At 67.2% G+C, this 22437-nt stretch carries 20 protein-coding genes; 9 read left to right on the plus strand and 11 right to left on the minus strand.

Annotation, left to right across the window (positions count from 1 at the left end; genetic code table 11):
* Positions 1-4: 4 nt before the first annotated feature.
* The 3 genes from AXYL_RS12465 to AXYL_RS12475 all read right to left on the minus strand — a co-directional run bounded on the left by AXYL_RS12465 (position 5) and on the right by AXYL_RS12475 (position 3891).
* Complete coding sequence (locus AXYL_RS12465) at positions 5-1681, minus strand: urocanate hydratase (protein ID WP_013393149.1); 1677 nt, start codon at positions 1679-1681, stop codon at positions 5-7.
* 10 nt (positions 1682-1691) lie between these two features.
* Positions 1692-2783: a DUF917 domain-containing protein gene (locus AXYL_RS12470; protein ID WP_013393150.1), complete on the minus strand. Its 1092-nt coding sequence runs from the start codon at positions 2781-2783 to the stop codon at positions 1692-1694.
* A 217-nt stretch (positions 2784-3000) separates the two neighbouring features.
* Positions 3001-3891, minus strand: coding sequence for a LysR family transcriptional regulator (locus AXYL_RS12475; protein ID WP_013393151.1), 891 nt, complete (start codon positions 3889-3891; stop codon positions 3001-3003).
* 99 nt (positions 3892-3990) lie between these two features.
* Here AXYL_RS12475 and AXYL_RS12480 point away from each other — a divergent pair, with 99 nt between their 5' ends.
* Positions 3991-5346, plus strand: coding sequence for a dihydroorotase (locus AXYL_RS12480; protein WP_013393152.1), 1356 nt, complete (start codon positions 3991-3993; stop codon positions 5344-5346).
* An 11-nt stretch (positions 5347-5357) separates the two neighbouring features.
* Positions 5358-6620, plus strand: coding sequence for a Zn-dependent hydrolase (locus AXYL_RS12485; RefSeq protein ID WP_013393153.1), 1263 nt, complete (start codon positions 5358-5360; stop codon positions 6618-6620).
* Between the two features lie 42 nt (positions 6621-6662).
* Here AXYL_RS12485 and AXYL_RS12490 read toward each other — a convergent pair whose 3' ends face one another.
* The 4 genes from AXYL_RS12490 to AXYL_RS12505 all read right to left on the minus strand — a co-directional run bounded on the left by AXYL_RS12490 (position 6663) and on the right by AXYL_RS12505 (position 11432).
* Positions 6663-7901 (minus strand): ABC transporter substrate-binding protein, encoded by a 1239-nt coding sequence (locus AXYL_RS12490; RefSeq protein WP_013393154.1) that lies wholly within the window; start codon positions 7899-7901, stop codon positions 6663-6665.
* A gap of 124 nt (positions 7902-8025) precedes the next feature.
* Complete coding sequence (locus tag AXYL_RS12495; RefSeq protein WP_013393155.1) at positions 8026-8769, minus strand: GntR family transcriptional regulator; 744 nt, start codon at positions 8767-8769, stop codon at positions 8026-8028.
* A 2-nt stretch (positions 8770-8771) separates the two neighbouring features.
* Entirely contained in the window at positions 8772-10388 is a 1617-nt protein-coding gene (locus AXYL_RS12500; protein ID WP_013393156.1) for an AMP-binding protein, read from the minus strand.
* A 3-nt stretch (positions 10389-10391) separates the two neighbouring features.
* Complete coding sequence (locus tag AXYL_RS12505; RefSeq protein ID WP_013393157.1) at positions 10392-11432, minus strand: cyclase family protein; 1041 nt, start codon at positions 11430-11432, stop codon at positions 10392-10394.
* Between the two features lie 103 nt (positions 11433-11535).
* On the opposite strand from AXYL_RS12505, the gene AXYL_RS12510 reads away from it, so the two are divergent.
* Entirely contained in the window at positions 11536-12531 is a 996-nt protein-coding gene (locus AXYL_RS12510) for a Bug family tripartite tricarboxylate transporter substrate binding protein (protein ID WP_013393158.1), read from the plus strand.
* Positions 12528-13250: an SDR family oxidoreductase gene (locus AXYL_RS12515; protein ID WP_013393159.1), complete on the plus strand. Its 723-nt coding sequence runs from the start codon at positions 12528-12530 to the stop codon at positions 13248-13250. Before AXYL_RS12510 ends, AXYL_RS12515 begins: the two co-directional genes overlap by 4 nt.
* Before the next feature lie 24 nt (positions 13251-13274).
* Here AXYL_RS12515 and AXYL_RS12520 read toward each other — a convergent pair whose 3' ends face one another.
* On the minus strand, positions 13275-14180 hold the full coding sequence (locus tag AXYL_RS12520; protein ID WP_013393160.1) for a GlxA family transcriptional regulator: 906 nt from the start codon (positions 14178-14180) through the stop codon (positions 13275-13277).
* 84 nt (positions 14181-14264) lie between these two features.
* On the opposite strand from AXYL_RS12520, the gene AXYL_RS12525 reads away from it, so the two are divergent.
* The gene (locus AXYL_RS12525) at positions 14265-14939 is read left to right on the plus strand and encodes a DJ-1/PfpI family protein (RefSeq protein ID WP_013393161.1); all 675 of its coding nucleotides are present in this window, start codon (positions 14265-14267) and stop codon (positions 14937-14939) included.
* A gap of 31 nt (positions 14940-14970) precedes the next feature.
* Here the strand turns inward: AXYL_RS12525 and AXYL_RS12530 are convergent, their stop codons facing one another.
* The gene (locus AXYL_RS12530; RefSeq protein ID WP_041655448.1) at positions 14971-15453 is read right to left on the minus strand and encodes an Lrp/AsnC family transcriptional regulator; all 483 of its coding nucleotides are present in this window, start codon (positions 15451-15453) and stop codon (positions 14971-14973) included.
* Positions 15454-15648: 195 nt separating this feature from the next.
* On the opposite strand from AXYL_RS12530, the gene AXYL_RS12535 reads away from it, so the two are divergent.
* Positions 15649-16218 carry a LysE family translocator gene (locus AXYL_RS12535; protein ID WP_237710000.1) on the plus strand — a complete coding sequence of 190 codons (570 nt, stop codon included), beginning with the start codon at positions 15649-15651 and terminating at the stop codon, positions 16216-16218.
* A 43-nt stretch (positions 16219-16261) separates the two neighbouring features.
* Here the strand turns inward: AXYL_RS12535 and AXYL_RS12540 are convergent, their stop codons facing one another.
* Together AXYL_RS12540 and AXYL_RS12545 are read right to left on the minus strand one after the other, a co-directional pair.
* Positions 16262-18148, minus strand: a complete 1887-nt coding sequence (locus AXYL_RS12540; protein WP_013393164.1) for an ABC transporter ATP-binding protein — start codon at positions 18146-18148, stop codon at positions 16262-16264.
* Positions 18149-18499: 351 nt separating this feature from the next.
* Positions 18500-19213 carry a GntR family transcriptional regulator gene (locus AXYL_RS12545; protein ID WP_013393165.1) on the minus strand — a complete coding sequence of 238 codons (714 nt, stop codon included), beginning with the start codon at positions 19211-19213 and terminating at the stop codon, positions 18500-18502.
* A gap of 138 nt (positions 19214-19351) precedes the next feature.
* Here AXYL_RS12545 and AXYL_RS12550 point away from each other — a divergent pair, with 138 nt between their 5' ends.
* From AXYL_RS12550 to AXYL_RS12560, 3 genes are read left to right on the plus strand one after another with little or no spacing between them, the layout of a single operon-like run.
* The gene (locus AXYL_RS12550; RefSeq protein ID WP_041653384.1) at positions 19352-20215 is read left to right on the plus strand and encodes a VOC family protein; all 864 of its coding nucleotides are present in this window, start codon (positions 19352-19354) and stop codon (positions 20213-20215) included.
* An 11-nt stretch (positions 20216-20226) separates the two neighbouring features.
* Entirely contained in the window at positions 20227-20937 is a 711-nt protein-coding gene (locus AXYL_RS12555; RefSeq protein ID WP_013393167.1) for a class II aldolase/adducin family protein, read from the plus strand.
* Positions 20934-22388, plus strand: coding sequence for a 2-hydroxymuconic semialdehyde dehydrogenase (locus AXYL_RS12560; RefSeq protein ID WP_013393168.1), 1455 nt, complete (start codon positions 20934-20936; stop codon positions 22386-22388). Before AXYL_RS12555 ends, AXYL_RS12560 begins: the two co-directional genes overlap by 4 nt.
* The last annotated feature ends 49 nt before the right edge of the window (positions 22389-22437 follow it).

The following is a 22437-nucleotide window of genomic DNA, read 5'->3' on the forward strand; positions in this document are numbered from 1 at the left end:
GCCGCTAGTCGCCACGTCCAGGGTTGCCATGCCCGTGCTGCGCGGTGTCGATGCGGGCGATGCCCTTTTTCTGCACTTCGTCCAGCGCCTCTTCGTAGCCGGCGTCGGCATAGCGCAGCACGCCGCTGGCGGTGTCGTTGGTCATCGACAGGCGCAGCCGCTGGTCGGCGGCTGCGGTGCCGTCAGCCACCACCGTGACGCCGGCGCTGGTCATGTAGCCGCTGTATCCGCCGCCGCCGGAATGGATCGCCACCAGGTCGGCGCTGGACGAGCAATTGATCATGGCATTGAGCAACGGCCAGTCGGCGATGGCGTCGGAGCCGTCGCGCATGTTTTCCGTCATGATGTTCGGATGGGCCATGGCGCCGGCGTCCAGGTGGTCGCGCGTGAAGGCCACGGGCGCGCTGAGCACGCCTTCGCGCACCATGCGGTTGACTTCCAGCGCCAGCTCGGTGCGCTCGCCGTGCCCAAGCCAGGCGATGCGCGCAGGCAAGCCTTCGAACGGCACTTCCTTGCGTGCCAGGCGGATCCAGTTGGACACAATGAAGTTGTCCGGAAAACGTTGCAGCAGGAAGTCGTCGATCTTGCGGATGTCGTCGGCGTCGTTCGACAGCGCGATCCAGCGGAATGGACCGATGGCGCGGGCGAACAGGGGCCGCAGGAAGGCTTCGGTGAACACCGGGATCTCGAAGGCGCGTTCGACGCCGCCCTGTTTGGCGTGGGTGCGGATGAGGTTGCCGTTGTCGAACACAACCGAGCCGCGGTCCTGGAACCCGAGCATGGCGGTGACATGCCGGACGATCGAGGCGCGGCTGGCGTCCATCAGTCCGGACACGTCGCTGCGGCGCATTTCCGCCACTTGTTCCAGCGTATGGCCAGCGGGGATGTAGCCATAGACCAGGTCGTGTGCCGAGGTCTGGTCGGTGACGATGTCGGGCACGATGCCGCGGGCCAGGATTTCGGGGTAGACGTCCGCGGCGTTGCCCAGCAGGCCGACCGAAATGGGTTCGCGGCGGGCCTGTGCCTGGCGGATCAGGTCCAGGGCCTCGTCCAGGGAGTCGGCGCGCCGTTCGAGGAAGCCTGCCTTGATGCGCTTTTCGATGCGCTCGGGGTTGATCTCCACCGTGAGGATGGCGGCATTCGCCATGCGGCCGGCCAGCGGCTGCGCGCCGCCCATGCCGCCCATGCCCGCCGTCAGGATGAAGCGTCCGCGCAGATCGTTGTCGAAATGGCGTTCGGCGATGCGCGAGAAGATCTCGTAGGTGCCCTGGATCACGCCTTGCGAGCCGATGTACTGCCAGTCGCCCGCTGTCAGTCCGCCCCAGCAGATCAGGTTGTCGCGTTCCAGCTGATAGAAGTTCTCGGCGTGCGCCCACTGGCCGACCATGTTGCAGTTCGCCATGATCACGATCGGCGCTTGCGGATGCGTGCGCAGCACGCCGATGGGCTTGCCCGATTGCACGATGAGCGTCTGGTCTTCCTCCAGTTCCATCAGGGCTTTGACCATGGCGTCATGCGCGGGCCAGTCGCGCGCGGCGCGGCCCAGTGCCGCATAGACCACCAGGTTGGCCGGGTCTTCGCCCACGGCCAGCACGTTTTCCAGCAGGCGCAGCAGCGCTTCCTGGCGCCAGCCTTTGCAGCGCAGGGTGTTGCCGCCGGGGATATTGAATTCTCGTTTCACGCCGTTTACCTCAGGATGCCAATGCGTAGTCGGTGAAGTTCATGCCCAGCGCCTTTTCCACGATGGGGTAGACCGACGGGTCGGTCACGCTGGAGGAGAGGGGGATGTGTTGCTTGCGCACGTGCAGGACGCTGACCTGCAGGCCCTCGCGCAGCTTGCCCGCGCTGACCGGGTTGCCATCGCTGTCCAGCGTGGTGATCACGTCCGGGTAGCAGGCGACCCGTTCTCCGTGGCTGTCGGTCACCGCCATGTGCTCGTTCATCACATGGATGACGCGCTTGGCGGCGCCTTCACCGATTTCGACGGTGCCGATGTCGAAGGCTTCTTCGGTGTAGCGCAGCGTGTTGCGTACGACCTTGCCGGAAGCGATGATCTCGCCCTGCGTGGCCTTGCAGATCGCATCGATGACCGCGCTGCCGCCGCGCGGCTGCGCCGCGATGATGGCCTCGCCCAGCGCCAGCGCCTTGCTGATGCCGCCCAGCGCGGCGTGGCGGCGCACGTAGGATGCGCGTATGGGGTTGCGGCAGCTGGCGATGAAGCCGCCCGCCATGTCGGCCGCCTTGCGCAGCACCGGCGAGACCTTGCCGGTGGCGCCGTGGACCGTCAGCTCCATATAGGAATTGCTGGCGCGGTTGCCGCCCACCGCGCACTGGATCATCGGTTCGGGGCTGCCCGCCAATCCGAGCGAACCCATGTCGCCGGTGGGGTGGGCGCGGATGTCGCCCACGGCGTCGACCACCTTGGTGCCCAGCACCGCCGAAGGCAGCCAGCCGTTCAAGGTGCTGGACATGCCGTTCTGGCCGATGATCAGTCCGTAGACCCGTTCTCCGAGCGCGTCCTGCAGCCGCTGCGCGGCCTTGACGTAGTCGATGCCCAGCATTTGCCAGTCGGTGAGTCCGCCCGGCGCGCCGATGGCGGCCGCGGTGGCGATCCACGCGTCGTCCGGCACCTCGTCCATGGTGACCAGTTCAGGGCGGCCGATGGTTACGGCCAGCGAGCCCAGTTCGCGCCCATGCTCGGCCCAGCCGCCGCCGCCGCAGGCGAATACCGAGCCGCCCCGAACCGCGGCTTCGACGTCCTGCATCGTCAAGATTCTTCCCATGACCCCATTCCTCCCGATTGCTGTTTTCAACGATCCCGCAGCGCTTGTGCGGGATGGACGGGGGGATCATAGGAAGCAAGCTTGATAATGTCGTATTACCTTTTATGCTTTGTACATAACATCATGTTAATTGCTGGGCGCGCTCATAGCGGAGCGATAGGGCGCTCGCCGCATGGCCTGAGGGATATCCCCTAGGCGCGGGAGGTGCGCAGCCGCGCTAGGCGCGCTGGTCGAGCTTGTGCAGCACGTCGATAAAGGCCAACGCCAGCCGTGACAGCGGCTGGAGCTGGACGTGGAACACATTGACCGGCGCATTCACGGTGCCGATGATGGGCAAGGTCACCACTTCCGACCAGATCGGCCCGGCGACCGTGATCTCGTCCACCAGCGCCACCCCGGCGCCGGCTTGCACCAGCGCGCAGGCGACGTGGGCTTGCTGAACCTCGATGCGCGGTTCGGGCTGCTCGTTCTCGCCGCCGAACAGCTTGTTGATCAACATGCCGAAGGGAATGTCGGCGCTATAGCCGATCAGAGGCTCTTCGGCCAGATCGTGCACCGTGACGCGGCCGCGCGCCGCCAGCGGATGGCCTTTGGGCAGTACCGCCACGATCTGGTTTTCGTACAGCGGCTGCCATGCCAGGCTGGGGTGGTCCACCGGCATGTAGGCCACGCCCAGCTCTACCTGCTGCGTCAGCAGCGATTGCTGCATCACCGCGGGGATCAGGGTCTGCAGCACGATGCGCACTTCCGGGAATTGGCGCCGGAACTGCGCGATCGCGCGCGGCAGCAGGGATTGGCCCAGGCTGGGGCTGCAGGACAGCCGCAACTGGCCTTCGCGGTTTTCCGCCAGGTTGTCCGCCACTTCGTTCACGCGCTGCACGTTCTGGTAAAGCGCCGTGACCTCCACGAACAGCCGATGGGCTTCCGGCGTGGGGTACAGCCGGCCCTTAATGCGCTGGAACAGCATCAGGCCCAAGCGTTGCTCCGTATAGGAGATCAGCCGGCTGACCGCGGGCTGCGAGACGAAAAGCAGCTTGGACGCGCCACTGATGGAACCGCTGAGCATGATGGCCCGGAAGACCTCGATCTGCCGTAGATTCAATTTCATATGCTTAACCTGATGTTAATTCTCACGCACATATAAGCATAAGACGTTTTGGGAGGGGGCTCCTACACTGCCTGCATTCAACCCAGGATGGAAGCGGTCATGAGCGATTTCGATTTGGTGGTGCGTGGCAATATCGTCGACCCGGATGGCGTGACGATGGACGGCTGGCTGGCGGTGAGGGACGGCAAGATCGTGGCGCGCGGCGCCGGCCCGGCCCCCGCGGGCCGCGACAGCGTGGATGCGCGCGGCCAGTGGGTCGTGCCGGGCGTGGTCGACGGCCAGGTGCACTCGGGCAGCCAACTGAATCAGGAAGGGCTGGGCTGGGCGTCGCGCGCCGCTGCCGCCGGCGGGGTGACGGTCATGGTCGACATGCCTTACGACGATCCGGAACCCGTGGCTTCGCGCCCGCAGCTGGAGGCCAAGATCGCCGAAGTCGAGCGCGACTGCCACGTCGACGTGGCGCTGTTTGGCACCCTGAACACCCAGCACGGTCTGGCGGCCGCGGCCGGCCTGATCGAAGGCGGGGTCTGCGCGTTCAAGTTCTCTACCTTCGAAGCCACGCCGGGGCGATTCCCCCGCATCGAGGAAGACGACCTGTATGAAGCCTTCCGCCTGATCGCGCCTTCCGGACTGGTTTGCGGCGTGCATAACCAGATGCAGGAAATGACCCGCAAGAACATCGCGCGCCTGATCGAAGCGGACGACACGGGCTGGGACGCCTTCATGCGCGCGCACACGCCGCTGATCGAAAACCTGGCCACGGCGCTGATCTATGAGATCGGCGCCGAAACCGGCGCCCGCGCCCACGCGGTGCATGTGTCGACCTCGCGCGGCTTCGAGATCTGCAATATGTATCGCCGCAACGGTCATCGCGCCAGTATTGAAACCTGCATCCAGTACCTGATGCTGAACCATGAAGAGCACACCCGCCGCTTCGGCGCGAAGACCAAGCACTATCCGCCGATCCGGCCCAAGGCCGAGGTCGACCTGCTCTGGACCCATATCGCCAACGACGAATGCACCTTCGTGTCGTCGGACCATGTCAGCTGGGGCCTGGAGCGCAAGCAGAATCCGAACGTGTTCAAGAACTCGTCCGGCGGCCCCGGCCTGGAGACGCTGCTGCCTGCTTTCTGGACGGGTTGCGAAGAGCATGGCATCGCGCCGTCCATGGTGGTGCGCCAGCTGTGCCGCAATCCCGCGCAGCACTTCCTGCTGGATGACCGCAAGGGCACGCTGGACGTGGGCAAGGACGCCGACATCGTCATCCTCAAGCCGGAACGCTATGCCTTCGATCCGTCGACCAGCCTGTCGGCGGTGCAGTGGAGTTCGTTCGAAGGCCGCGAGTTCACCGTGCGCGTCGCGGGCACCTGGTGTCGCGGCCAGCAGGTCTATGACGGAGAGCGCATCGTCAACCAGAAAGGCGACGGCAGCTTCCTGCGCCCGCGCCAGGCTTGAGGGACACGGCAATGTCTGTGCAGTTTCCCCCCCTGAACGCCGAGCGCCTCTGGGCCCGCGTCGAAACTCTCTCCCGATACACGCTGCCGGACGTTCCCTGGACGCGCCGCGCGTTCTCGCCGCTGTTCGATGAAGCCCGCGCCTGGCTGCGCGGCGAATTCGAAGCCGCGGGCCTCTCGACCCGCCTGGACGCCGGCGGCAACCTGGTCGGCACGTTGGCCGGACGCGATCCGGCGCGCAAGCCCATCGCGACCGGTTCGCACTGCGACACCGTCATGGCCGGCGGCCGTTTCGATGGCATCATCGGCGTGCTGGCGGGTATCGAGGTGGCTCACACCCTGCGCGAGCAAGGCGTGCAGCTGGAGCACCCCTTCGAGGTCATCGACTTCCTATCCGAAGAGCCCAGCGACTACGGCATCTCCTGCGTCGGCAGCCGCGCGCTGTGCGGCCAGTTGACGCCCGACATGCTGCAGGCTCGCAACCCCGATGGCGAAACGCTGGCGGCCGGCATTGCCCGCATCGGCGGCGACCCCTCGGCGCTGGGTGCGCCGCTGCGTGGCCCCGGCGGCACTGCCGCCTTCGTCGAACTGCATATCGAACAAGGTCCGGTGCTGGAAAGTCGCGGCCTGCCCATCGGCGTGGTCACCAACATCGTCGGCATCCGCCGCGTGCAGATCACGGTGGAAGGCCAGCCCGACCATGCCGGCACCACGCCCATGGACATCCGCCGCGACGCCCTGGTGGGCGCGGCCCGCATTATCGACGCGGCCAACCGCCAGGCCAGCGCCGCCAGCGGCAATCCGCATTACGTGGTCGCCACCGTGGGCCGCCTGTCGATGACGCCCAACGCCGCCAACGCGGTGCCGGGGCGCGTCGAACTGACGCTGGAAATGCGCAGCGACAGCGATGCCGTGCTGGATGCGTTTCCGGAAACCTTGATGGCTGGCGTGGCAGGCGATCTCAAAGCGCTGCGCCTGACCGCCAGCTTCACGCAGCTGAGCCGCGCGCGGCCCACCGACTGCACGCCGCTGGTGATGGACGCGGTGCAGGCCGCCGCTGATCAGTTGGGCTATGTCTCGATGCGTCTGCCCAGCGGCGCGGGCCACGATGCCGTCTACATGGCGCCCACGGGCCCCATCGGCATGATCTTCATTCCCTGCCTGAACGGCCGCAGCCACTGCCCGGAAGAGTGGATCGAGCCCGCGCAACTGCTGGACGGCACCAGAGTGCTGTACCAGTCGGTGCTGGAACTGGACCGGAAGTTGCGGGCATAGCGGAGCGGGCGCCCCAAAAGGCGCCCGCCGTACCCGCTGCCGCTACTTCTTCACCAGCGGGCAGGACGAGCGCGACAGCGGCATGAAGGCCTGGTCGCCGGGCAGGGTGGCCACCAGCTTGTAGTAGTCCCAAGGCCGCTTGGACTCGGATGGCTTCTTGACCTCGAACAGGTACATGTCGTGCACCATGCGCCCGTCCTCGCGGATGCGGCCGTTGGTGGCGAAGAAGTCGTTGATGGGCATGGATTTCATCTGCTTCATCACCGCCGTGGGCTCGTCGGTGCCGGCTGCCTGCACCGACTTCAGGTAGTGCATCACCGACGAATACGTGCCGGCCTGGCTCATGTTGGGCATTTTCTTCAGCTTGTCGTAGTAGCGCTGCGACCAGGCCCGGGTCTGGTCGTTCATGTCCCAGTAGAAGGCTTCCGTCAGCGTCAGTCCGGCAGCGGCGTCCAGGCCGATGGCGTGGATGTCGTTGATGTACAGCAGCAGTCCGGCCATCTTCTGCCCGCCCTTGGTCAGCCCGAATTCGCTGGCCGCCTTGATGGCGTTGACCGTGTCGCCGCCAGCGTTGGCCAGCCCCACGATCTGCGCCCGGCTGGCCTGGGCTTGCAGCAGGTAGGAGGCGAAATCGCTGGAGCCCAGCGGGTGGCGCGATGCGCCCAGCACGGTGCCGCCGTTGGCCTTGACGACTTCGGTGGCGGAGGCTTGCAAGGTGTGGCCGAAGGCGTAGTCGGCCGTCAGGAAGTACCAGCTCTTGCCGCCTTGCTCGACCGTGGCGCGCGCCGTGGTGTTGGCCAGCGACCAGGTGTCGTAGGTGTAGTGCACGGAATAGGGCGAGCACAGGTCGTTGGTGATGCGTTCGGTGCCGGGTCCGCTGAACACCACGATCTTCTTTTTCTCGCGGGCCACTTCCAGCACGGCCAGCGCGGGGGCGGAGCCCGCCACGTCCATGATGGCGTCGACCTTCTGAGTGTCGTACCACTCGCGTGCTTTTGCGGCGGCGATGTCGGCCTTGTTCTGGTGATCCACCACCATCAGGTCGACCTTCTTGCCCAGCACCGTGCCGCCGAAGTCGGCGATGGCCATTTCAGCCGCGGTCGCGCTGCCTTTGCCCGTGACGTCGGCATACACGCCGCTCATGTCCAGGATCAGGCCCAGGCGGACCACGTCATCGGAGATCGCCTGGGCCATGGCGCAGGGCGCGGCGGCAAAGGCGGATAGCAGGGCTAGCGTGTTGCGCAACTTCAGGGAAATCCGGGGGGTTCTACGGCATTTCATGGTTAGTCTCCTTTATGCCGGATCTTGTTCGGATACTGCTGGCGCTTGGTGATCTGCTGCGGCGCTCTGTTCTGGCCTTACGCTGACGGGTCGCGGTGGGGAAGCTCCTTGTGGTGAAGGCGGTCTAGCGATGGGACAGCAGGTCGAATTCCATCCGCACCTTGCGGAAAGGGAATTCCAGCCGCGCGAAATACACCACGCGGCCGTCGATGCAGGCATAGCGGCGCAACTCCGCAACCGGAGAGGAGACGGGGATCTGCAGGGATTCGGCGGATTCCTGGCCGGCTTCGATTACGTTCAGCACCTGGCGCGCTTCGCTGATGCGCGCGCCGTAGAACTGGTCCAGTACCGGCGCCACGGTGCTCTTGCGGATGCGGGCGCGGTGCTTGCGGAACAGCACGCTGTCCAGGAAGACCTCGCTATAGCAGAAGGGATCGCCATCGGTGGTGTGTATCCGCCGCAAGTACTGGAAGCTGCCGCCGCGGTCCGCGCCGCAAGGCATGCCCAGCGTGTCGGGCAGGGGCGAATCGGCGCTGGATTCCACCAGCGATACCGTACCCAACTGGTTGCTCAGCTCCACGGTTTCGGCCCAGGTCTTGGGGATCAGCAGGGTGGGCGTTTCGGGCAGTTCGGCGTTGACGAAGGTGCCGGATCCGCGCGAGCGCCGGATCAGGCCATCGTCTTCCAGCAGGCCGAACGCCTGCCGGATGGTGGCGCGCGAAATGCCATAGGTGGCCATCAGCGATTCCAGCGGCGGAATCTGCTGGCCGGGCCGCCAGGTACGGTTCTGGATATTGCTGCGAAACAGCGCCGCCGCCTGCAAATACAGCGGCTGGGGGCTGCGCGAGAAGAGCTTGGGGTCGGGCATGTTCAGGCGGACGGCGTCGTGGGCGGAGCCGCGAGTATGGCATCGGCCATCTCGCGCAGCCGGTGCTTCTGGATCTTGACCGAATTGGCGCTTTCCACCGAGGGGAATTCGTCCAGCACGCTAAAGCCGGCCGGCGTCTTGAAACCCGCCATCGCCGCCTTGCACGCGGCGGTCCAGCCCGCCGGGTCCGCCGCCGCGCCCGCGTGCAGCAGCACGAAGGCGTAGGGTACGGTCTTGCCCTTGTGGGTGGCGCCCACCACCTGGCAGGCGCGCACGCCAGCCAGGGTTTCGACTACCTGTTCGATTTCCACCGGATTGACCAGGAAGCCGGACAGGCGCAGCGAATCGCCCATGCGGGTCTGGAACACGAATTGGCGCGGGTTCAGCGCGTAGCCGAGATCGCCGGTCTTGAAGTAGCCGTCGTCGGTCAAGGCGTTGCGGGTGGCTTCCGGGTTATCCAGATAGCCTTGCATCAGGCTGGGCGAGAGGATTTCGAGTTCGCCGGACTGGCCTTGCGGCAGGACTTCGCCCGTGGCGGGATCGCGGGCGCGCACGCGGGCTTCGGGGTAGATCAGCGTGCCGCCCGGCTGGTGGCGTACGGACAGGTCGCCCTCGGCCGGATCGCGCGGTTGGCCGGCGACCAGCGCCACCAGTTCGCTGGAGCCATACAGGCCGGTCAGCGGCACGCCCGCCTCGATGGCCAGATCGAGCATATTGTCCAGCGCCGGCGTGAAGCTGGCGAAGCCGAACAGCCGCGCCGAGGCGAAATCGCCCGGGGCCGCGGCCCGCATCATGCCGACCAGGGCCTCGTTGTTGGCGTAGGTGTGCGTCACCGCGTGGCGGCGCACCGCGGCGGCGGATTGCGCCGCGTCGAACACGGGCGCGCAGACCACGGGCGCGCCTTGCGCCAGGCCGCCGGCCAGGGTCGCAAAACCGAAGGCGCCGCAGAACGGCGCGCTGGCCAGCACGCAGCTCTGGTCGTCATAGCCATAGGCCCGTGCCACGGCCGCGCCGTGCTGCAGCAGGGTGCGCTGGTCATGCAGCACGAACTTGGGTTTGGAGGTGGTGCCGGACGTGGTGAAGCACAGCACGCCCGCATTGGGCTGGGCCGCGGGCGCGGGCTCGGCGCAGGCCAGCAGATCCTGGTAGCGGTGCGCCGGTTTGCCATGCAGGGGGGCGGGCAGCGCTTCATCGGCGTCGGCCAGCGCGACCACGCCTTGCAGGCGCGACAGATGCTCCGGCGCGACCTCGCCCAGGATGCCCTGGAAGTCTATGCCCTTGAACCCCGGCCAGAACACCAGCCAATCCGCCTTGCCGCGGCCCAGAATGTCGGCCAGCTCCAGCGCCCGGAAGCGCGTGTTGACCGCCAGCACCAGCGCGCCCAGGTGCGCGCAGGCCAGGAAGGATTGCACCCACGCGGCGCAATTGGGCAGCCAGACCGCCACGCGCTGGCCGGGGCGCACGCCCAGACGCGCGAGACCGGCGGCCAGCGCGCGGCTCTGTGCCCGCAGTTGCGCGGCGCTGATGGGCTGGTCCTGGTCGATCAGCAGCGGCGCGCCCGGTTGGCGGGTGGCCAGTGCGTCCAGGTGTTCGGAGAAAGTCGAGTACGGCAGGTTCATGGCTTACACCGTGGCGATGGGCGTCACGGGAGATCCGACCGCGCCAGGCATGCGCAAGGGCGGGGCGGTCAGCAGGAAGCGGTTGCGGTCCTGCGCGTGCAGCCAGTCGGCCAGGTCCTTCAGGTACCAGAGTTCGGCCAGCGGCAGGCCCAGCTTGAAGAGGCAATGGTGGTGCAGCGGCAGGATCGAGTGGCCGGGGCCGGACGTGCGCGCCGGGTAGGCTTCGACCGCGTAGTTGTCGGCGCAGATCGCGGCGATGCCGGACTGCGTGATCCATTCCAGCAGCGCCGGGTCGGAGCCGTCCAGCACGGCGCCGGTCTGCTCCAGCTTGTGCGGGTCGGGCTGGCCGTTCATGGCCACGATCTCTTCGGCGAAGCCGGTGCGCAGCACCAGCATGTCGCCGCTTTCGACCGTGACGTTCTGCGCCTGCATGGCGTTTTGCAGGCCGGCCAGGTCCACGACGGTGCGGCCGGGGCCGAAGGCTCGTGCCAGGTCCACCAGCACGCCGCGGCCCTGCATGCCTTTCTCGGCGTAGCGGCTGATGCCGAGCTTGCGCGCGTAGGAGCCGCCGGGCGGGCAGCAGGCGTGGTTCGAGTTGTCTGGATCGGCGCCGCCGAACACGTCCACGCCGGCCGCGTAGCCGTTGTAGTAGACGCGGCGCGCCTCGCCATCGCCCTGGATGTCGAACATTGCGCCTACATGGCAGAGGCCGTCCCATTGGGTGGAGTACTGCATGGACAGGGTGACCTGGTCGTCGGACAGCACGTCCACGGCTTCGGGTTGCACCTGGGACATCTGGAAGTTCAGGTAGGGCGTGCCTTCGCGGAAGGTGGGCTTGAGCACGGGCGCGTGGCGGCGCGGATTCAGCACATTGCCGCCCGGCAGGTCCAGCGGCAAGGACAGGCAGAACACCTTGCCCGCGCGCACTTCCCGTACCGCCTGCAACACTTTTTCCTCGGTCAGCAGGTTCAGGCGGCCGATCTCGTCATCCGGGCCGAAGTCGCCCCAGGTGGAGCCTTCGGGGCGTTGGGTCCAGCGTTTCATCTGCTTGTCTCCTGGCGGTTTTTCATGTTCTTATGAATATAGTACGTATTTACGTACTTTAAAAAGAAATCCGCAATCAGCGGGTTCGAGAGGAGACAAGCCCATGACGCAATTCCTGCATCGCAGGTTGGCGCTCACTGCGCCGGCCCTGGCCGCGCTGGCCTTCCTGACGTTTCCCGCGGCGCACGCCGCCGGCTACCCCGACCATCCCGTCACCGTCGTCGTGCCTTACCCGCCAGGCGGCGGCGCGGACATCTTCGGCCGCGCCATCGCCCACGCGCTGGAGCCGGGCCTGAAGCAGACCGTGCTGGTCGAGAACAAGCCGGGCGCGGGTGGCAATATCGGCATGGCCTACGTGGCGCGCGCCAAGCCCGACGGCTACACGCTGGGCCTGGGCACCATCGGCACCCAGACCATCAACCAGTTCCTCTACAGCAACATGGCGTTCGACCCCGAGCGCGACCTGGTGCCCATCGCGCTGGTTTCCACCACGCCCAACGTCATTGCCGTCAGCGCCAAATCGCCCTACAAGACGGTGGCCGACGTGATCAAGGCGGCCCAGCAGTCCAAGGACAAGAAGCTGACCTATGCGTCGCCCGGCATCGGTTCCTCGGTGCACCTGACCGGCGCCTACTTCGAGGCCATGGCCGGCGTGACCATGCTGCACGTGCCGTTCAAGGGCACGTCGGCATCGTTGCCGGCGGTGGCGGGCGGGCAGGTCGACCTGCTGTTCGACAACCTGCCTGGCGCGCTGGCGCAGATCAAGGACGGCAATCTGGTGCGGGGCGTGGCGGTCACGTCAGCCGCGCGCGACGCCTCGGTGCCCGACCTGCCCACCGTGGCCGAATCGGGACTGCCGGGCTTCGACGTCACCGCCTGGTTTGCGCTCTACGCCCCGCGCAACACGCCTGAGCCGGTGGTCCAGCAATTGATCGAAGCGGCGCGCAGCGGCCTGAAGAGTCCGGCCGTCGCGGCCAACTTCGCTGGCATGGGCGCCAAGCCGGGGACGCTCTTCGGCGCGGACCTGGCGGCCTTCGAGGCCGGCGAGCGCAAGAAGTGGGGCGGACTCATCAAGGACAAGGGAATCACCGCGCAATGAACACACCCACCGCATTGGTCACCGGCGGCAGCCGGGGCATAGGCCGCGCCATCATCGCGCGCCTGATCGAGGACGGCTTTGAAGTCGTCAATTTCAGCCGCGGCGCGCCGGAGACGCTGCTGCGCGGTGAGACGTTCCAGTCGGTCGACCTGGGCGACGCGTCGGCCACCATCGCAGCCGCGCAGGAGCTGGCGGCGCAGCGCCAGGTCCTGCACCTGGTCAACAACGCCGGCATGATCCAGGTTGCGCGCATCGGCGACGTGACCCAGGAGCAGATGGCGCGGATCATGGCGCTGAACGTCACGGCGCCGGTCCTGCTGCTGCAGGCCCTGCTGCCCGGCATGCGGGCGGCGGGCCATGGGCGGGTGGTGAACATCGGCAGCCGCGCCGCCCTGGGTAAGGACGGGCGCACCGTCTACGGCGCGTCCAAGGCGGCGCTTGCGGGCATGACCCGGACCTGGGCGCTGGAGCTGGCGGGCAGCGGCATCACAGTGAACACCGTGGCGCCCGGACCCATCGCGACGGAGCTGTTCAACCAGTCCAATCCGCCCGGAGCGCCGCAGACCTTGGCGCTGGAAGCTGCCATCCCGGTGGGTCGCGTGGGCCGGCCCGAAGAGGTCGCGCATGCGGTGTCCATGTTCATGGACCCGCGCGCGGGTTTCATGACGGGGCAGATGCTGTATGTGTGCGGGGGCGTGTCGGTGGGGCTTGCCGGCTAGCCGCTCACTGTTTTGTGAAGTGGCTCAGGCTTCCGGCACCGTCCCTGGTGGCGTCGCGTGTATCGCGAACTCGCGCGCCATTTCCTTCCTGGACAGCTTGCCGGACGCCGCCAGCGCCTGCGCCCGTTCCAGGCGCAGGCGCTTGAGCACTTCCGTGGGCGCCACGCCGAAATGCGCGGCGAACTTGCGCTGGAAGGTGCGGCGCGACATCTGGCAGGCGTCGGCCATATCGTCGACCGACCAGCGCGCCGACAGTTGCGCCTCGATTCTTTCCACCAACTCCCGGAACGGCGCGGCGACGCGGTCCTGCAAGCGCAGCGCCTGGCTGTATTGGCGCTGGTCGCCATTGCGGCGCATGAAAACGACCAGCCGGCGCGCGACCCGCTGCGACAAGTCCGCGCCGAAGTCGCGTTCGATCAGCGCTAGCGCCAGGTCGATGCCGGCGGTGACGCCGGCCGAAGTCCAGTACTTGCCGCTTTCGATATAGATGCGGTCGTCCTCGACGCGCAGGGCAGGGTGGAGCTGGCGCAGCCGGTCGGCGGAGCGCCAGTGGGTGGTGACGGCGCGGCCGTCCAGCAGGCCGGCCGCGGCCAGCACGAAGGCGCCGGTGCAGACGCTGCAAGTGCGCTTGGCATCCGCGTCGCGGCGGCGCAGCCAGGCCCGCGTTTCGCCATGGGCTCCCGCGAAGTCCGCGCCGGGGCCACCCGGCACGAACAGCATGTCCAGGGGCTCGTCGCCATCGTCGGCAAAAGTGCCGTCCACCTGCATGCGCAGGCCCTGTTCCCAGGTGGCGACCAGCGGCGTGGCGGCGATGGTGCCCAGGCGGTAGAGCTTGCGGCCGGCCTCTTCGTTGGCCGAACTGAAGGCTTGCCAGGGACCGGCCAGGTCCAGCGGCTGGAAACCGTCGTACAGGACGAACAGTACGCGCAATGGCGCATCCGGCGCTGAATTTGGCGCGCGTGTCCTGGCGCGTCCGCCTATGCTGGAAGTCATCGTTTCTAACGGAGCATCGTCATGCATGTGAATTTTCTCTTGTTCGAGGGGCTGACCCAGCTGGATATGACCGGGCCGTACGAAGTGCTGGCGGGCGCGCCGGGCTTCACCGTGGATTTTGTCGCAAAAACGCGCGATCCGGTGCGTAGCGATCGCGGCCTGTGTTTCGTGCCCACGCAAACCATCGCGTCGGCGCCGCCCTGCGATCTGCTGGTGGTGCCGGGCGGGCCGGGCACGGATGATGCCATTGTCGACGCCGACTGGGTAGCGTTCACACGCGCGCAGGGGCTGGCGGCGCGCTATGTGTTCGGCATCTGCACCGGTTCGCTGCTGCTGGGCGCGGCGGGGCTGCTGCGCGGCAAGCGCGCCTCCAGCCATTGGCGCGCGCGTGAACTGCTGTCGCGCTTCGGCGCCATCCCCAGCGACGAGCGCATGTGCGTGGACGGCAATCTGTTCACCGCCGGCGGCGTGACCTCGGGCATCGACATGGGGCTGAAGGTGGTGGCGTTGCTGTGTGGCGAGGACGTGGCCAAACTGATCCAGCTGCAGATCGAATACGACCCCCAGCCGCCGTTTCCCGGGGGCACGCCGAAGACCTCGGAGCCGGCCGTGGTGCAGCGTTACCTGGAGATGTCGCAGACTCGCTTCGAGCGCCGCTCGCAGGCGGTGGACCGGGCCGCGGCGGCAATGGCTTGAACCTGCCATCGCGCCTGGCCGCGCCGCGTGGTTATTTCGCCAGATGATCCAGCGGCAGCGGGCTTTGCGGCTTGACGGTCTGGATGGCGAAATTGCTGCGGATGTCCTTCACGCCGGGCAGCTTAAGTAGCGTGCCCAGCAAGAAGCGTTCGTAGGCGCGCAGGTCGGGTACCACCACCTGCAGCAGAAAGTCGGACTCGCCCGACACCAGGTGCGCGGCGATGACTTCCGGCAAGGTGCTGACTTCATCACGGAACAGGGCGGAGTCGCGCTCGTGGTGCCGTTCCACCTTGATGCCGACGAAGACGGTCAGGCCCAGGCCGACCTCGTCCGGCGCCAGGCGCGCTTCGTATCCCTGGATGACGCCGGCCTCTTCCAGCAGCCGCACCCGCCGCAGGCAGGGCGAAGGGGACAGGCCGATCTGCTCGGCGAGTTCGACATTGGTCAGCCGGCCGTTCTGCTGCAAGGCCTCCAGGATCCGGCGGTCGTAGGCGTCCAGTTCGCGTTTTGGCATGGAATTGGATTCAGGATTTATGGATTGGCGGAATATGCCAATCATCATAAATATACTGGCATGAATAGGATGCACATGCCAGCCCGGTTTTCCTAGAATGATCGCCTGTGATCGAGCAAATCAGGTGGAATGATGGCGGATATGGCGATGTTTCTAGGGGCTTTGCTGATTGTCTATGTGGTGCCAGGACCCGACATGATTCTGCTGTTGGAGACTGGCGTGCTGCGCGGCAGGGGGCAGGCGCTGGCGGTGGCCGTGGGGTTGGCCATTGCGCGGGCCGCGCACGTGACCCTGGCCGCGCTGGGATTGGCGGCGCTGTTCAAGACACATCCCTGGGCGTTCGATGTGGCGCGCACGGTAGGCGGCTGCTATCTGGTCTGGCTCGGTGTGAAGCTGCTGCGGGCGGGACCCGTTACCTACGACGCCGCCGGGCAGCCGGCGGCGGGCCGGACAGGGTTGGGGCCGGCGCTCCTGAGCGGCGTGCTGACCAATGTGTTCAATCCCAAGGCCTTGTTGTTCTGCTCGGTGCTGCTGCCGCAATTCGTATCGCCGGCCCAGGGCCCGATAGCACAGCAGTTCGCCGTGCTGGGCGTGATCCTGGTCAGCATGGGCCTGGTCCTGGACGTGCTGTGCGCGCTGGCGGGCGGGGTGGTGGGGCGCTGGATGTCGGCCAGCCCCCGGGCGCAGAAGATCCAGAGCCGGGTGTTCGGGCTGGCGCTGATCGGCTTTGGCTTGCGCCTGACCGTCGCCCAGCGTCCGGCATGAAGCGCCGGCCCCGCGGCTGGCGCCGCGGGACCGGCCGCCGTCCTTACTTGGCGTAGGCGTACGAGGACTCGTCGGTCTCCTCGTCCTTCGGCCGCGGCGGGACGGCGCCGTCCTCCAGCAACTCCGACTGCGTCAGGCCCTTGGTCAGCTCCAGCGCCTGGCGTTCGAACAGGCGCCGGTACAGGCCGCCCTTCAGGCGGATCAGCGCGTCGTGGCTGCCTTCCTCGATGACGCGGCCGCGGTCCATCACCAGCAGGCGGTCCAGCGCCCGCACCGTGGACAGGCGGTGCGCCACCACCAGCGTGGTGCGGCCCACCATCAGGCGGTCCATGGCCTGCTGGATCAGCACCTCGCTTTCGCTGTCCAGGCTGGACGTGGCCTCGTCCAGGATCAGGATGGGCGCATCGGCCAGGAAGGCGCGCGCCAGGGCCACGCGCTGGCGCTCGCCGCCCGACAGCTTGACGCCGCGTTCGCCGACCAGCGTGTCGTAGCCCTTGGGCAGCGCCATGATGAAGTCATGGGCGCTGGCCAGCCGCGCTGCCTGCTCGATCTCGGCCTGCGTGGCGCCGGGACGGGCATAGGCGATGTTTTCCGCCAGGGTGCGGTGGAACAGTACGGGTTCCTGCTGCACGATGGCGATCTGGCTGCGCAAGGACGCCTGCCGCGCCTGGGCGATGTCCTGCCCGTCGATTGTGATGCGGCCGTCGTTCACGTCATACAGGCGCTGGATCAGCTTGATGAACGTGGTCTTGCCCGAGCCCGAATGGCCGACCAGGCCGACCCGCTCGCCCGGCGCGATGCGCACCGAGAACTGGTCATACAGCGCCTTGTCGTGCGCGCCATAGCGGAACGTCACGTCCTCGAAACGGATCTCGCCGGCCGTGACGCGCAGCTCGCCGGCGCCGGGTCGGTCGTCCACGCCCAGCGGCTGCTTTTCCAGCGCGACCAGTTCTTCCATGTCGTTGACCGAGCGTTGCAGGTTGCGGATGTGCATGCCCACGTCGCGCAGGTAGCCCTGCAGCATGAAGAACATCGTCAGGGCGAAAGTGATGTCGCCCACGCTGGCCTGTCCGCGCGACCACAGCAGCAGCGACGCGCCCAGGATGCCCGCCTGCATGGCGACCAGCATGGCGCCCTGGATACCGCCGTTGATGGTGCCGCGGATCCAGGTGCGGCGGGTGCGGCGGCGCCATTTGTCGACGACGCGGTCCAGCCTGACTTCTTCGCGTTCTTCGGCGCCGAAGGCCTTGACGACCGCATTGCAGCTGACGGCGTCGGCCAGGGCGCCGCCCATGCGGGTGTCCCAGGCGTTGCCCAGCCGCGCCGCCGGCGCCACATAGCCCAGCGACAGCGCCGCGGTCACGGCGATGTACAACACCGAGCCCAGGCCCACCACCAGGCCCATGATGGGCCAGTGCACGCCCAGCAGGGCGGTAGCGCCCACCAGCATCACGACCGACGGCAGCAGCGCGATCAGCAGCGTGTCGTTCAGGATGTCCACCGCCCACATGCCGCGCGTGATCTTGCGCACCGTGGAGCCGGCAAAGCTGTTGGCGTGCCAGTCCGTGGAGAAACGCTGAACGCGGTAGAACGCGCTGGACACGATGCCGTTCATCATCTTCAGCGTGAAGGTGATGATGTTCTGGAACACGGCCTGGCGCAGCAGCGTGCCGCCGATGCCCAGCGCGAGCAGCAGCCAGAAGGCGGTGAGGGCCGCGCTCCAGACGATTTCGTCGCCGGCGGCGCCCGAGGCCACTGCGTCAACCAGTTTGCCGGCGTACAGCGGCGTCAGCACGTCGGTCACCGCCGACAGCAGGGCGAGCACGATGATGCCGGAGGTGCGCCAGGGTTGCGCGCGCCAATGGCGGAAGGTAAAGCCCAGGACTTCCTTGAAGGTCTGTCCTCGTAGATCGATTTTTTTTCTGGCCATTGCAATGGCCCGGCGGCACCAGGACGCCGGGTGTCCTTGTGTGGAAAGAGGAAGGAACGGCCTGCGCAGGTAGGCGCGGGCGATTGCGTTTAGGTTTTTGGGGCGGGCACGGAGGACCAGTCGCTAGATAGGCATCCAGCGATGGGTCCGCGCGGGCGACGACTTAATGGCGTCGCGGAGACACGCGCGGGATGGCGGTATGCGGATTCATCATCTTGCGCCTCCCAGTGGTGTGAGATGTGGGGAAAAAGGAATGGGCAGAGGCCCGAATTGAAGATTCTATAGAAGTGGTGTAGGCGAATCAACGGGTAAGCGCGCGCCAGTGTGGGTTTTTTTCAACTGGCGTGGCTTTCAATCCGGCGTGAACAGGTCCGGCGGCAGGCGGGCCACGGCGTCGTAGGTCAGCCGGATGTGGGAGGCCAGCAGCTCACAGGCGCGGTCCGCATCGCGCGCCAGCGTGGCGTCCAGAATGCCCTTGTGTTCGTCGTCCAGATCGCGTTCGATGGGTTTGCGCGTGACGGTCAGGCGGCGGTAGCGCTCGGCCTGCTGATACAGAATGCCCAGGAAGTGATGCAGCCAGCGCGAGGGACAGGCGCGGATCAGTTCGCGGTGGAACTCGCGGTTGCGCTGTTCCCACTCTTCAAAGCGGGTGTCGGGGTCGGCGGCCAGGCGCTGTTCGGCCTTGCTCAAGCGGTGGAAGGCGGCGAGCACGGCGCTTTCCCAGTCGTCGTCGCCCAGGGCGATGGACTGGCGCAGGGCCTGGGTTTCGAGCAGCACGCGGTTTTCGGTGATGTCGCGGAAGTCTTCCAGCGAAATCGGCGTGACGTGGAAGCCGCGCTGTCCCTGCGCGATGACCAAAGCATCCGACACCAGCAGCGCCAGCGCTTCGCGCAGCGTGCCCGCGCCCACGCCGTAATCGTCCTTCAGGTGTTCGACCCGAAGCCGCGAGCCTGGCGGGTGCACGCCCTGGATGATGTCGCGGCGCAGGTTGACATAGGCCGCGCCGACCAGGGTGTTGGCCGAGGCGGAATGGGCGAGCGGGGGGAGGGTGGCGCCGTCTGACATGAAAGCTACTTTATCACTGCGTTCAAAAAATCTCGATAAAAATTATTGACGCCGAGATTTATGCTGCTTATCGTAGAAAAAAGCGTCGCAATTACGACCGGCATGCAGCTGGCGGCAGGCGCAACCTGGAGACAAGCAGTGATACGGCTACACGACATCCGGTACGTCCGGCTGGGTACCCGCGACCTGGAATCCGCGGTCCGCTACGCGACCGCGGTGCTGGGGCTGGAAGTGGCGCGCAAGGAGCACGGCGCGGTCTATTTCAAGTCCGACTCCCGCGACCACACCCTGTGCTACTTCGAAGGCGATCCGCGCGACCACACCACGGCGTTCGAGGTGGACACGCCCGAGGAACTGGAACATGCCGGCGCGGTGCTCGAGCGTAGCGGCTATCAGGTCGCCGCGGGCAAGCGCGAGGACGCCGAGCAGCGCTACGTGCGCGATTTCCTCAGCTTCATCGACCCGTCCGGCAACCGCATCGAACTGGTGCACGCGCCGCATCACAGCGGCCGCCGCTACTTCCCCAGCCGCGATGCCGGCGTGACGGGTTTTTCGCACATCGGCCTGCGCACGCTGGACGCGCGTCGCGACGAGGCTTTCTGGACCGGCTTGCTGTCGGCCCGGGTCAGCGACCGCATCGGCGAAGCGCCGCTGCTGCGCATCGACGAAGTGCACCACAAGATCGCGCTGTTCCCGTCCAGCTATCCGGGCGTGCAGCACATCAACCACCAGGTCGAAAGCATCGACGACATCATGCGCGCCTGGTATCAGCTGAAGGAATGGAACGTGCCGATCCGCTTCGGCCCGGGGCGGCATCCGACCTCGGGGGCGATGTTCCTGTACTTCGACGGACCCGACGGAATGATCTACGAATACTCCACCGGCGTGCGCCTGATCACCGCCGAAGACGAAAAAAACTACCGCCCGCGCAGCTTCCCCGCCGTGCCATCCTCGTTCTGCATGTGGGGCGCCAAGCCTGACATCCCGGAGTTCAAGACGTGAGCGCCGCGCCGATGAAGGTTGACGCCGGCCAGGAAGCCCTGGTGCGGGTGGCGGCGCGCGGCCTGGCCCGCGCCGGACTGGTCCACGCCTACGGCCATTGCAGCAGCCGGCTCGACGCCGACCACTTCCTGGTGTGCGCGGCGCGGCCTATGGGCCTGATCGAGCCGGGCGAAGCGGGCACGGTGGTGCCGGTGCACGGCGAACTGCCGGAAGGCGTGTTGGGCGAAGTCCGTATCCACCAGCACATCTACCGCATGCGTCCCGAAGTGGGCGGGGTGGTGCGGTCCATGCCGCCTACGGTCATGACGTTGTCGTCGGCCCGCGTGACGCCGCAGCCGCGCCATGGCATGGGCTCGTATTTTTCTCCGGCCGTGCCGCTTTGGGACGATCCGCAGCTGGTGCGCAGCGACGCCCAGGCGCGCGGCGTGGCGCAGGCCCTGGGCGCTGCGCGCGCCGTGGCCATGCGCGGCAACGGCGCGGTCGTGGCCGCCGAGTCCCTCATGCATGCCGTGGTGCTGACCTGGTACCTGGAGGACGCCGCGCGCATCGAATGGCAACTGCGTTCGGCCGGCCTGGCCGAAGGCGCGCCCACGCTCTCGCCCGACGAGGCGGCGACCCGCGCCGTGGGCACGGGCCGCATCTACGAGCGCATGTGGGAATACCTGACCGCCGGCGACCCTGAAGCGGCGCTGGCAGACCTGTCACAACCGAGGACGCAATGACCGATTTCCGCAATTTCATCAACGGCGAATGGGTCGCCACGGGCAAGACGTTCGACAACCGCGACCCGGTCGACAACCGCCTGATCGGGCGCATCCACGAGGCCGGCGACGCCGAGGTCGACGCCGCGGTGCGGGCCGCCAAGGCGGCGTTGCGCGGCCCCTGGGCCAAGCTCAAGACGCAGCAGCGCGTGGAACTGCTGCACGCGGTGGCCGACGGCATCATCCGGCGCTTTGACGACTTCGTCGACGCCGAGATCGCGGACACCGGCAAGCCTTATGACCTGGCCAGCCATCTGGACATTCCGCGCGGCGCGGCGAACTTCAAGATCTTCGCCGACCTGGTGCGCAATATCCCCAACGAGACCTTCGACCTGGAAACGCCTGACGGCGGCCATGCCCTGAACTACGGCGTGCGCGTGCCGCGCGGCGTGATCGGCGTGATCTGCCCGTGGAACCTGCCGCTGCTGCTGATGACCTGGAAGGTGGGGCCGGCGCTGGCCTGCGGCAATACGGTGGTGGTCAAGCCCTCCGAAGACACCCCGGCCACGGCCACGCTGCTGGGCGAGGTCATGAACGAGGTCGGCGTGCCGCCCGGCGTGTACAACGTGGTGCATGGCCGCGGCCCCGGTTCGGCCGGCGAAAAGCTCACGCGCCATCCGCTGGTCGACGGCATCACCTTCACCGGCGAGACCCGCACCGGCGAAGCCATTATGCAGGCGGCGGCCGTGGGCGTGCGGCCGGTGTCCTTCGAACTGGGCGGCAAGAACGCCGGCATCGTGTTCGCCGACGCAGACTTCGACAAGGCGGTGGCCGGCATCGCCCGCGCCGCCTTCGACAACACCGGGCAGGTCTGCCTGGGCACCGAGCGCGTCTACGTGCAGCGGCCGATCTTCGACCGCTTCGTGGCGGCGCTGGGCGAGCGCGCCCGCAGCTTCAAGCTGGGCCGTCCGAAGGATCCCGGCGTCAACCTGGGCCCGCTGATTTCGCAGCGCCACCGCGACAAGGTGCTGGGCTACTACGCCCGCGCCCGCGAAGACGGCGCCACGGTGGTGGCGGGCGGCGGCGTGCCAGACATGCCGGACGACCTGGCGGGCGGCGCGTGGATCCAGCCCACGGTGTGGACCGGCCTGCCGGAAACCTCGGCCGTGATCCAGCAGGAGATCTTCGGTCCCTGCTGCCATATCGCGCCCTTCGATACGGAAGAAGAAGCCGTGGCCCTGGCCAACGCCACCCCCTACGGTCTGGCGGCCTCGGTCTGGACCAGCAACGTGGGCACGGCCCATCGCATGGGGCAGGCCCTGGAAGTGGGCATCTGCTGGATCAATTCCTGGTTCCTGCGCGATCTGCGCACGGCTTTCGGCGGATCCAAGCAGTCCGGCATCGGCCGCGAAGGCGGCGTGCATTCGCTCGAGTTCTACACGGAGCTGCGCAATGTCTGCGTAAAGCTCTGAAGCCATTACGGCAGGCGCCGCACAGAACGGCGCCGCCGCCCATCCCCCA

The sequence above is a fragment of the Achromobacter xylosoxidans A8 genome (assembly GCF_000165835.1).
In the GTDB taxonomy this organism is placed as follows: domain Bacteria; phylum Pseudomonadota; class Gammaproteobacteria; order Burkholderiales; family Burkholderiaceae_B; genus Achromobacter; species Achromobacter xylosoxidans_B.